Source organism: Pseudoalteromonas rhizosphaerae (genome assembly GCF_902498845.1).
GTDB lineage: Bacteria > Pseudomonadota > Gammaproteobacteria > Enterobacterales > Alteromonadaceae > Pseudoalteromonas > Pseudoalteromonas rhizosphaerae.
This window is the reverse complement of sequence record NZ_CABVLM010000014.1, coordinates 118,863-130,434: the sequence shown is the minus strand read 5'-3', so window position 1 is coordinate 130,434 and position 11,572 is coordinate 118,863. Positions and strand designations below refer to the sequence as shown.

Annotated in this window: 8 protein-coding genes and 2 pseudogenes; 8 read left to right on the top strand and 2 right to left on the bottom strand. The window is 37.8% G+C overall.

Annotation, left to right across the window (positions count from 1 at the left end; genetic code table 11):
- Window positions 1-288 precede the first annotated feature (288 nt).
- Together PSR9079_RS19085 and PSR9079_RS24165 are read left to right on the top strand one after the other, a co-directional pair.
- Complete coding sequence (locus PSR9079_RS19085) at window positions 289-1,803, top strand: EAL domain-containing protein (RefSeq protein WP_179959223.1); 1,515 nt, start codon at window positions 289-291, stop codon at window positions 1,801-1,803.
- Between the two features lie 258 nt (window positions 1,804-2,061).
- Window positions 2,062-2,196 carry a hypothetical protein gene (locus tag PSR9079_RS24165; protein ID WP_281290950.1) on the top strand — a complete coding sequence of 45 codons (135 nt, stop codon included), beginning with the start codon at window positions 2,062-2,064 and terminating at the stop codon, window positions 2,194-2,196.
- A gap of 189 nt (window positions 2,197-2,385) precedes the next feature.
- Here the strand turns inward: PSR9079_RS24165 and PSR9079_RS24285 are convergent.
- A pseudogene (locus PSR9079_RS24285) lies at window positions 2,386-2,586 on the bottom strand (transposase); the annotation flags it as partial.
- Between the two features lie 617 nt (window positions 2,587-3,203).
- Here PSR9079_RS24285 and ampC point away from each other — a divergent pair.
- A pseudogene (gene ampC, locus PSR9079_RS19075) lies at window positions 3,204-4,412 on the top strand (class C beta-lactamase).
- Window positions 4,413-4,521: 109 nt separating this feature from the next.
- Here ampC and PSR9079_RS19070 read toward each other — a convergent pair.
- Window positions 4,522-5,343: a PRC-barrel domain-containing protein gene (locus PSR9079_RS19070; protein ID WP_149982866.1), complete on the bottom strand. Its 822-nt coding sequence runs from the start codon at window positions 5,341-5,343 to the stop codon at window positions 4,522-4,524.
- A gap of 169 nt (window positions 5,344-5,512) precedes the next feature.
- On the opposite strand from PSR9079_RS19070, the gene PSR9079_RS23805 reads away from it, so the two are divergent.
- The 5 genes from PSR9079_RS23805 (at window position 5,513) to PSR9079_RS19045 (ending at window position 11,503) form a co-directional block, all read left to right on the top strand.
- Window positions 5,513-6,034 carry a BON domain-containing protein gene (locus PSR9079_RS23805; protein ID WP_218939791.1) on the top strand — a complete coding sequence of 174 codons (522 nt, stop codon included), beginning with the start codon at window positions 5,513-5,515 and terminating at the stop codon, window positions 6,032-6,034.
- Window positions 6,031-6,456 carry a hypothetical protein gene (locus PSR9079_RS19060; protein WP_149982865.1) on the top strand — a complete coding sequence of 142 codons (426 nt, stop codon included), beginning with the start codon at window positions 6,031-6,033 and terminating at the stop codon, window positions 6,454-6,456. Before PSR9079_RS23805 ends, PSR9079_RS19060 begins: the two co-directional genes overlap by 4 nt.
- A gap of 482 nt (window positions 6,457-6,938) precedes the next feature.
- Window positions 6,939-7,766 (top strand): 2,5-didehydrogluconate reductase DkgB, encoded by an 828-nt coding sequence (gene dkgB / locus PSR9079_RS19055; protein ID WP_145241103.1) that lies wholly within the window; start codon window positions 6,939-6,941, stop codon window positions 7,764-7,766.
- 55 nt (window positions 7,767-7,821) lie between these two features.
- On the top strand, window positions 7,822-8,109 hold the full coding sequence (locus PSR9079_RS19050; RefSeq protein ID WP_149982864.1) for a putative quinol monooxygenase: 288 nt from the start codon (window positions 7,822-7,824) through the stop codon (window positions 8,107-8,109).
- Window positions 8,110-8,806: 697 nt separating this feature from the next.
- On the top strand, window positions 8,807-11,503 hold the full coding sequence (locus tag PSR9079_RS19045; RefSeq protein WP_149982863.1) for a TonB-dependent receptor: 2,697 nt from the start codon (window positions 8,807-8,809) through the stop codon (window positions 11,501-11,503).
- The last annotated feature ends 69 nt before the right edge of the window (window positions 11,504-11,572 follow it).

Genomic DNA, 11,572 nt, shown 5'->3' with positions numbered 1-11,572 from the left:
TCGCCATGGATCGCTTCGACTTTCAATGAGTGGAAGAAACTCGCTGACTTACCAGCTCACCGAATTTGAACCGCTTTATTTTTGATTCTTCGCGAAGTAGGTGGCAGCCTTTTTAATATGGCTAAGTCCTATGTTTTGGATACCTCAATAATTTCAGCTTTTCATACGCAAACAAGCTGCCAGCTGTTAAATAACATTTAATAGTAGGGGCTTGCTGCTAGCGTACGTTACAATTTAATGGTATTAAATGATAATTAATGTGCTAACTGCAAGGGAAAATCTATGTCATTGAGAGCTTTTAAAGAAAAACCAAGTGCAATAATTTTCTTTTTACCGCTTTTGCTACTGCTTTTAATTTGTATATCCCATTTTGGCGCAAACTATGTACAAATGCTTTATCAGAAAAAGTTTACGCAATCTCTTATTAGTAAAGCCGAAGAAATCTCCAGTGATATAAGCCAATCCATTTATCAGACAGAAGCCATTAACCCTCGACGCTGTGATGAAGAAACTGTAAATAAATTACGTATCCTTTTAACTAACTACCACTACACGCATGATGTTGGTTTAGTTAAACAAAATAGAATTATATGTTCGGCAAATTGGGGCATTTTAAAAGAGCCCGTTGAACTTAATGTTGATTTTTTTAAGGGCACTAAAGGTTTTTATTTTGCGCAAAAAGTTGAGGGGATTTTTCCTATTGATGCCAAATATGATATTGCAAAACGTAATGGTGTTATTGCATTTACAATTCAAGATCCTTTCAAATATTTTGATCAAGCAAATAAGGATTTTTCGTTTAATATAACCTCTAGTGATGGCTTGTACGTTTTCCATCAATTTGACTCCGAATTTCAGTTTGATAATGAATTTAACTTACTATCACAAGAAGTTAAAAGCTGTAGTACAAAGTTTGGCTATTGCGCTAGCGTGCTTAATAATCGCCCTGGGTTACTATTTTTTTCCACTTTGACTCTGACTGCAGTACTTTTACTGCTTTGCGTTATTAGTTTTTTAATTATTTATTCTTTTATCTCATACATAGAAAGAACAAATTCGATTGAATTTCGATTACGTAATGCAATCGCAGATGAAAGTATTTATTTAGAATATCAGCCAATTTTAGAGGTCCAGAGTAAGCAGATTATTGGTGTAGAATGTTTAATTAGATGGAAAGATGCGGTACATGGGCAAGTCTCACCTGAGTTATTTTTAAGTATTGCTGAGCAGTTAAATTTATATCCGTCGATGGCATTTTCATCTGTACAGCGAGCATTTAAAGAGTTGTCGCCTTTTGTTATAGAAAAAGATGACTTTAGTATTGCGATTAATGTTAACTCCTTTGAAATTCAAAGTTCGGAGTATTTACCGTTTTTAAATGAGCAATGCGAATTATATAAAATAAGCCAAAAACAAATAAAAATTGAGATCACTGAGCGTATTGGACTGCCACTAAATGAGTTGTCACACTTTGCTTTGCAGGCTAAACGTTATGGGTTTACTGTTGCCTTGGACGATTTTGGCACAGGTGTTTCAAATTTAGTTTGGTTAACTGAAATTAACTTCGATATCATAAAAATAGACCGCATTTTTACCCAATCGATTACTGATCCTTTGAAAAAAGATATGCTCCTGGCAATAATGGCACTATTCACTAACCTTAATCGTATTGTTATTTTTGAAGGCGTTGAAACGCAAGAGCAGTGTGAATTTATTGAAAAGTATAATAAATGCTACCAGGTTCAAGGTTGGTATTTTTATAAAGCGCTGCCTTTAGATGCGTTGAAAGAATTAATAGTTTAAATAAAGCGGTTTTGCGGAACCGATCATTCACCAGGCCTTACTTGAGTTAGAACACTTATATGTCTGACTCAAATAATATGCTTTTTAAATAGTGCTGGTTTTTAGCTAAAGCTGGTGCTTCAAATTTAAACCGTAACCATAATCAAACCAAATATAGTATTTAAGTGTTGTAGCGCACAGAGCTGGGGAGCTTTATAAACTAGGCTTTAAATCTCGGCCTTTTACATTAACGTGAGGGGCGAGAACTCTGAGGCAACTATGCAAAATCCAACTTATGATAAAAAAGTAGATGATAAAAAGTCTGCTGAAACACTAAAAAAAGAAGCGGCAAGCAAGCGCGCAGCTTTAGAACCTGACACGAAAAAATCATACAGAAAACCCCAGCAAAAATAATAGAGTCGTTAATTATCTAACCAGTTTTCGCAAAGCATTATTTGAGCTTAATTAAGGATTGAGTGGCATTATCGACAGGTATATTCGATAAATATGCAAGGAGCTAGATAATAGATGTTCTCTACTATTTGTGGTTCTTCACTCGTTGGTGAGGGATCATATTCTTGTTGTTTAAGGCTACTGAGAGCGCTACGTCATTAGGGGCTGTTGATCTTTGTGGTACATATATTGATCAGCCCGCATTGGTAGCCACATCATCGTAAATGCTAAAGCGAGCATTGAATGATAATTTCGTGCAAGCTTTTCATACCGTGTGGCTATCTTTCTATATTGCTTAATACGGCCAAATGCATTCTCAACCAAGTGCCGATATTTGTACATGCATCAGTCAATATCTTCATTACCTATTAAACTGTTATCCTTGCGTAGAATAACGGGTGTCGTGTTGTTATCACGAACCAACTTTCTCAGTTTTTTACAATCGTAGCCTTTGTTAGCAACAACGACTTTATTTGTTGAACAATTTGCTACGAGTGACTCTGTGTGAACTATACCATGTGTATTTCCGCACGATAATTCATAGAGAATAGGCAATCCTCTGCTATAACCTAAGTATTAGTTTGTTAATTTATGCTGCATACAACATTGGCTGTATTAATTTCACATTTATATAAATCATTCAGCAAAACATACCCATATTCTTCGTCTTTAATTATTTGAGCTTTGGGAGTAGTAAGCTCAAATCAAGACGATTTGTGCATTTCATTTTCTATGAACATAGAATTTAATACCAACACCGTATTTTAATTCAGTAAAAATTAATAGTCGTACTCACAAAATAGCGGCGGCTTTGCTGACTTTTGCATTTAGAACGAGTAGATCTTGAATATGCTCATCTCTACCATTTTCAAAACGAGGTTAAGCTAAATATCAATATACTCCATTTACAATATTTGAATGAACTCAGGCGCCAGAATTCAATCCGAGAGTTGAGTTTTTATTGCAATATGGTTGCACTGGCGTGGCTATTTTATTCATTAACGAGAGATACAATGAAAATAATTTTAAACAAGCTTGTTATTACTACTTTAGCTGCAACTATAGTGATGTCTAATGATGCTCGGGCTGAAAATAATAATCAAATGTTGAGAAAAGCAGTCGATAAGCAAGCCGAGCGCTTAATGCAGCAGTACCAAATTCCTGGTTTAGCGGTGGGTATAATTGTTGATGGTAAGTCACAGTTTTATAATTATGGTGTTGCGAATAAAGAAAAGAACCAAGCAGTAACACAGAATACACTGTTTGAATTAGGATCGGTCAGTAAAACCTTTGCTGCAACCTTTGCGAGTTATGCTCAAGGCAATGGTACTTTATCATTTGATGACACTGTTGATAAATATCTACCTGAGTTGAAAAATAGCGTTATTGGCAGCACAAAATTTACACAGTTAGCTACCTATACAGCAGGTGGTCTGCCTTTACAGTTCCCTGATAATGTTAAGACTGACGATGATATGGTGCAATATTATAAATCTTGGCAGCCAACCTTTGCTGAAAATTCACAACGACTCTATTCAAATCCAAGTATAGGTTTATTTGGCTATGTTTCTGCATTAAGTATGAAAGTTGATTATGCACAGTTTCTGGAAATTAAAATATTTCCGTCGTTAGGCATGTCAAATACGTTTGTTAATGTCCCAGCAAATAAAATGGATGATTATGCATTTGGATATAATGCTTCAGGCGATGCTGTGAGAGTAAATCCCGGTATGCTGGATGCACAAGCATATGGCATTAAGTCTACTAGTGCAGATATGGTGCAATTTATTAAAGCGAATTTAGGGTTAGTCTCTCTCGATGATAAAATCAATACGGCCTTGAAAAGTACTAGGAAGGGCTATTATCAAGCGAGCACTTTCACGTAAGGACTAGCGTGGGAAATGTATCCTTTACCAACTAACTTGGCTGCTCTGTTAGCTGGAAATTCAGTTGAAACCATTACACAACCTCAACCAATCGATATTAATAATTCTCCTCAAGTAGCTTTGCATAATGGCTGGATCAATAAAACAGGTTCAACAAATGGGTTTGGCGCATATATTGTATTTATTCCGGCAAAAAATGCTGGAATTGTTATGTTAGCAAACAAATATTACCCCAACGTAGAACGGGTCAAAGCCGCCTATGCGATTTTAGATTCAGTTATCAGCAGATAACGAAGAATAAAAAGCCACTCATTAGTTTAGTGAGTGGTGTTTTTTTATTTATTGAATATGACTTTTTGCCAAATTTTTTTCGCTAGGCATTACTTGAAAGCCGATCATTTCAGCAATCCTTTTTCGCTTTTGCTAGTTTGTCCCAGTAACCCGCTAGTTCGTAATGTTGATATATAGCTGTTTCAAACTCGGGAGTTATTTGCAGGTTATAATCATACTCTGGCGCATCTTTTATTACTTGGCGGTTGAGATCAACACTGATGGTTTTGTCGAGCCAGCATACTTCGCTGATCCACTCTGGTGGCACGAGCACTTTATGTCCACCCCACCAATTACTGGTATCGATGATCAGATAACGCACCGCCCACGTTGTTTCTTCTACTAATAATCCAGATACATGACCAATATCACCATCATTTGCATTAATATGATAGCCAATAACCTCTTTGCAACTTCGTAAATTTGGATCGGCTTTTTTATTATCTTCACTTTTAACATTATGGTGAGTTAGTTGTGCGCTGCGTGCACCTGCTTCTGTATGTGGGAGGTGTTGGTGGTCACGGTACAATAAATAAGGGTAAATACCGCCTCCCCAAAATCCTTCGCCTACCCAATAATAAGGGTAGCCATAATAATCGAGTAAGCTGGCCTCATTTTGCCGTGACACGGGTTTATCGTTATCGATAGTTGGGCTGTTTTTAACTTGTTCTTTACTGATCAACACTGGCAGAATTTTTTCTATCCAGTTTGGTTTTTGAACCGCAATTGGTGAGATCAAAACCTGACGGCTGGATAGCCAAGAACCTGTTTCAACAACAAAATAGCGGATCACCCATGCTAAATCATCGAATAGAAAATCTTTTTCTTTACCGATCACACCATCGGTAGCAGCGATAGCGCAATTTTCAAGATCTTTCATGCTACGTAACATAGTAGTTATCCTTTTTAATGGGGTCGACAGTATAAAGTGTTGGCGTGTTTTAGAGCTGATATTGAGGTTGCCAACTAGGCGATGATTTGAATGAACCGCTTTAGTTTTAGCTTATTTGCCGCGGTTGTCTGTGCGCTGCAGTACACAGCCAAATTAGCGAGTTAATTACATGAATGCAGTAATGACCAGTATGAATCGCTGCTTTTTATTATTGACACACAGTTGTTTTGAGTTCGATAACGAACAGAACGTTAGCCTCTTACATAATAAAGTGATGGTAGGTAGTGAAGAATACACTTTACCGCCGATGGTGATCGCTCCACTTAATACTGAGGATATCCTAATGGATAAATACTTTTCAAAAATACTATGTGTTGTTGCAATACTGATGGTTTCACAATTAACTGGTTGCTATAAATCCCCAGAAATTGCTGCGGAAAAGCCGCCAAAAAGTACGGTGGCTAACAATGTTTTAGATATCGATGTAACTACAAACGTTAAAATGGCTTTAATGAATGATCCTATTCTCAGAGCATTTAATATCGAAGTCATTACGAATAAAGGTGATGTGCGTTTAATTGGTATTGTTGATAGCCAAAGCCAAATTGACTCAGCAATGTTAATCGCCAAAGGTGCTGAAGGTACGCATGCTATTCATGATGAACTGACTGTGAAAAGGAGTTCGTTATGAAAGGATATCTAATCGTGGGGTTTATAACCGCTGTTTTTGCTGTTACAGCAGTTGCCCAAGAAGATGAACGCGAAGGCGAACACCATATGATGATGGGCAAGATGATGCATGATAAAGAAACATCGCATATGGAACCAAAAATGCGGCAAATGTTTTCGCTAATGCAACAGATCGAAAACGAAAATAATCCACAAAAGCGTGAGCAGCTAATGGAACAACATATGAACTCAATGCGTGCAAATATGCGCATGATAAACGACCTAAATGAAAGTGGTGATGATTCAGAGTCAGAAACTGAGGGCGATGAACGTATCAATAAAATGGAAGGTCAGCTGAGAATGATGCAAGTGATGATGGATCAAATGATGGAACACAGCAGCTACAGTGAAATGAAAATGTTACAAAAACATAGAGATAAGTAACTAAAGCGCAGTAGAATAAATCGACTTTGAGCCACTACTTTCAGCGCTAACAGTGTTGAAAATAGCGGCCTTGAGAGATGCACTTTCAATTTTTTATAAAGCAGCCATTTATAAATATAATTATTAGGTTCTAGGGCCGGTTAACCTCTCTGGTTGAAGATTGTTTAATTTACAAGCTATTTAATCACCATGCTAGGTTTGTAATCTGATGGGTTAAGTAAAAAATTAAGTAAAACTTCCGCACTTTATTCTGGCTCTCTAGCTACATTAATACTGCCTTATCTAAAAACCAAACATACGGATGTAAAAGTAACTGTGAAAGATAAACAGGCTCTAGCCCTTGAAACTAAGGTTAATGGCCTCATACCTTTTACGAGGTCAAAAATTTTAAATGAACAAAGTAACAGGTGTATTTCGAAAAACTTAGGTTAGAAATCTAATAAGTTTGTATTTAAACCGATTATTTTTATAAGGATAAAGTTATGACACAACGTGTAATTGAAATGCCAGACTTAGGCATGGGGACATTCCGCTTAGAAGGAAAAACAGCCTATGAATCTGTAAAAATGGCATTAGAAGTTGGCTTTCGCCATATTGATACCGCACAGATTTATGGCAATGAAGAGCAAGTTGGCCAAGCGATAAAAGACAGCAATATCCCTAGAGACGAGCTATTTATTACCACCAAAGTGTGGAATAACAAACTGAATAAAAGCGATTTTATCGCCAGTGTAAAAGAGTCTCTTAACAAGCTGCAACTCGATTCTGTCGATTTATTGTTGATCCATTGGCCTGCGCCATCAAACGATGAACCAATGAGCGAGTATTTAACTGAGTTATTAACGGCAAAGCAGCTTGGATTAACTAAGCATATTGGTGTATCGAACTTCACTATTGCGAATTTAAAAGAAGCCATGCAAACACTGGACTCACGTGAAATATTCACCAACCAAATAGAAGTACACCCTTATTTAACCAATACCAAGTTACGTGCTTTTTGTCAGCAGCATGACATTCATGTCACCGCCTATATGCCATTTGTGGTAGGTAAAGTGTTAAACGATCATACCATTATTGATATTGCTAAGAAGCATGATGCAAGCCCTGCACAAGTGGTTATTGCATGGGTAAACGCCAAGGGTATGACGACCATTCCGTCATCAACTAAGCGTAAAAATCTTGAAGATAACTTTAATGATAAAGCCGTAAAACTTGATGAAGAAGACATTGCGCGTATTGATGCTCTCGATTGCGGCGACCGTCAAGCAACCCCAAGTTTTGCACCGCAGTGGGATCAAGACACGTTTTAAGCGTGTTCAATATAAAGTGCAGTGAGTCTGCACTTTTTAATGCAAAGGAATAACTATGTTAACCGTTATAGCAATGCTGTCATGTAAAAACGCTGATGCAGCTACGTTACTTAGTGCACTTGATAACTTACAAAAGTTATCGCGCAAAGAAGTAGGGTGTTTACGCTACGAGCTGGCTGTGAAAAATAATGACACGCAAACCGATTACATTGTAACTGAACAATGGGCTACAAATGAGCACTTTGAAGAGCATAAGTTAGCGCCACATTTTAAAACGTTTGGTGAACAGGCTGGTGCTCTACTTACTCACAGTAATATTGATGTGTATAAAACGATTGGTTAATAATATACCCAAACCACCTCAAGATGCAGAATTCAGCGTTTCACAGGTGCTTAATATCAAGGCGTTACTTTGCAAGAATGGCCGTCTCTTTTAAGAAGTAACAACGCTGAGAGTAAGTGCCTGTGAAACGCCCAAAGGGTTGGTTTAAAAGCGATTTATACTGCGTTATTGATTTTAACAATAGAACCACTATTATTTGCAATCAATGCCTTGCCTAAATCGCTTTTAATTCCAACTGAAACTCGCATCTTGAGGTGGTTTGGGTATATAGGGGCAGTGTTTAAAGCCACGTATTTTATATCGAGCTTAGCATGTTAAGCACGGCTTTAATCACGCCTTAGCAGGTGACAATGAGTGAGCCTTGATAACTTACCTAATGTATTGACCTGCGTTTTTGGGTATATAAAGTTATGCCATGGTATTTTTCATCGCACACTGATTATATCCGCTTTCTTTGTGTTTATGGCATCGGTGGTCAGTTTTACTTTCATGCAATAAATTTTTAAGTTTTTTGACTGTTGATACTAAATCAAGGAGTCAGTTTATTTATTGTCCAAGATTTAATTTCGGCTTGTATTATATCTAACTCGCCTTAGCGTATTTGACTAGTAATCAAAAAAGACCCTATGGATACTGTGAGACTGTTAAATAAAAGTAACAAACCTTAACGTTTTACACACACATCAAAAGGTCGAATATGCACACAATAAATAAAAAAGCATTATCAATTGCCGTAGCATTGGCTTGCTCATTCCCGTTACATGCCCAACAAGCTGCTACGAATAATCCAACGAATACGAATGAAAGCAACACTGCGCAAAAACAAAGTACCTCCTTAGAGGTTATCTCAGTAACAGCAACCAAACGTAAAACAAAGTTAATGGAAACCCCTGTTGCTATTACAGCATTAACGGAGGCTGAGCTCAGGCAAAATGGCGTAAATAGTGTTAAAGATATTGCTAATCTAGTGCCAGGGTTAGATATCTCCACAGCGACGGATCAATCAGCACCTGTTATCTCGATGCGTGGCGTACGCTCTACCAATATTACTGAGCTTGGCGACCCTGCTGTTGGCGTTCACCTTGACGGTATTTATTCGCCAAGAATGCAAGGAGCGCTAGCTCTGATGTATGACATTGAACGAGTTGAGGCATTAAGGGGGCCACAAGGCACATTATTTGGTCGAAACTCTACAGTTGGTAGCATTAATGTTATTTCAGCAAAGCCTGAATTCACTCATTTATATGGCAATGTGAACGTTGAAGCAGGAAAATACAACAGCAAAAATATTGATGGCGTAATTAATATTCCAATTAATGACGAATTTGCAGTACGGTTTTCTGGCAAAGGATTAAAACGAGATTCTTACCTTGAGGGTTACTACGATCCTAACCAATACGACTCAAGACGATTAAGCGACGATATACTCAATGCTCCTGTTATCTCAGAGGATTCTTATCAAGGTATTGGTCAAACAGTCACGCAGCGAGAAAACTGGTGGATAGATGGCGCAGGCACAAATCCAGAGGCGCAAAAAGTTCGCCAATTAACCCCCGCAGAAAAAGACGACTTTTATAACAACGCTGATGAATACTCTTTTAGAATTAGTACGCTTTGGGAGCCGTTAGATGGTGGCTTTTCAAATCATACCGTTTTTCAAAAGTACGTTAATAACAGCAATAACAATCTCGATTTAGTTAACTGCGATAAAATTCGTGGTAGAAGTGAAGAGCTGGGCGGCGATTGCACAAACTTTTTACCCAGTGATAATACATATCAAGCTGTTGTGAATGTACCAGGTAAGCTTAATTTAGATATCACCTATCTTAGAAATACCCTTAATTACGACATAAATGATGAATATTCGCTTGTGTGGCTACTTGGCTATGAGGATATGGAACGCTCTTCAGCACAAGATAGCGAAGTCGGCCTCGATCCTTGGGATGGGGCAACGTACTTTTTAGATGGCACTGGTGCTGAATCTTTTTCTACAGAAGTGCAATTACAATCTGACGAATACGGCGATTTTATTTGGATTGTTGGTGCTAACTATTTCCACGAAAAAACCACGACCTTAGGTTATTACGATAACCCAATGGACGATAAAGCCTTTTGGGATCAACCTGATCGCTCTACAGACGCATTCGCTTTGTTTGGCCAAGGTACATACAATTTAACTGAAAAATTACATCTAACACTTGGTTATCGTTTTAGTGATGAAACGAAAGAAGATAAAGGGGGTAAAACATATCGCTGCTCTAATGCCGATGGCTGCGCCGTAGGTTGGTTAAATAGAACGGATCTAAATAACTTACCAGTTGATTACTACGAAGATCCTTCAATTTATGCGTCATACTTTGCAAACGATAATAAAGGAAGTTGGCAGCATCATGACTTTCGTGTTGGTTTAGACTACGACATTTCACCTGAAACGATGGTTTATACCTACCTTGCCAGTGGTTTTAAAGCTGGTGGAATTGGTGATGTATATGAAGTCGTAAATGATAGAACCGGTGACGTAACACGCTTTGAAACTAAGTTCGACCCAGAAGAAGTACTTACATGGGAGCTTGGCGCTAAATCGAGCTTTTTTGATAATTCATTAAACTTGAAAGCCGCATTTTTCTACACAGATTACACCGACATGCAATACGCATCAGTGGGCTCAATCGGTAACGTAGAACGCTTATCTGTGGTAGAAGATGAAGATGGCTCTCCCGTTTTAGATAGTAATGGCGAGCCTGTACTTGATTTTCAAAACAAGCCTGTGATTGCTTATTACACACAAAATGTTCCTAGTTCAACAATCAAAGGTATTGAGTTTGATTGGAAGCCTTACCCAAGCGGGCGTATCACCGGTTATGTAACCTGGACTGATGCTAAAGTGACGGACGATTGGAATACTAAATGGGATTACGATGCTGAGTATCTTTTTGATATTTCTTATGAGGAATCAAAAAATCCTGAAAATACACTGCTATCAACCAACCTTAAAGGTAATAACCTAGCGATGACGCCTAAGTTCACGGCAAACATCAGCTACACACATACATTTGATTTAGGTGAATATGGTTTTATTCATAGTTGGCTTAATGCGAGCTGGAAAGATGAATCGTACTCAACAGTATGGAATGTTGATAAACACTTAGATGATATGGACTTTAGCGTGTCGGACGAGGCGACAAAATACATTGATGATAGCCGAGATGCATTTGCAGTCTATAACGCGTCAATCAAATATGAGCCGCAAGGACAAAGCTGGTACGCAGAAGTATTCGTTAATAATGCCTCTGATGAAACTATTCAATATTGGAATAATACTAGCAAAGGAATTCCAAAAGGCAGCTTTGGCATGCCAAGGTATTACGGTGTACGAGCTGGTTTTTCATTCTAGATAACCTCACCACAATTAAACTTCCCACAGTTAATATAACACTGTGGGAGGTGTACAATTTAAATAAGG

Bases quoted from the DNA above. Each gene is read 5' to 3' on its own strand.
- PSR9079_RS24165 (WP_281290950.1), top strand. From the start codon at position 2,062: ATGCAAAATCCAACTTATGATAAAAAAGTAGATGATAAAAAGTCTGCT.
- PSR9079_RS19070 (WP_149982866.1), bottom strand. From the start codon at position 5,343: ATGTTACGTAGCATGAAAGATCTTGAAAATTGCGCTATCGCTGCTACC.
- PSR9079_RS23805 (WP_218939791.1), top strand. From the start codon at position 5,513: ATGAATGCAGTAATGACCAGTATGAATCGCTGCTTTTTATTATTGACA.
- PSR9079_RS19060 (WP_149982865.1), top strand. From the start codon at position 6,031: ATGAAAGGATATCTAATCGTGGGGTTTATAACCGCTGTTTTTGCTGTT.
- dkgB (WP_145241103.1), top strand. From the start codon at position 6,939: ATGACACAACGTGTAATTGAAATGCCAGACTTAGGCATGGGGACATTC.
- PSR9079_RS19050 (WP_149982864.1), top strand. From the start codon at position 7,822: ATGTTAACCGTTATAGCAATGCTGTCATGTAAAAACGCTGATGCAGCT.
- PSR9079_RS19045 (WP_149982863.1), top strand. From the start codon at position 8,807: ATGCACACAATAAATAAAAAAGCATTATCAATTGCCGTAGCATTGGCT.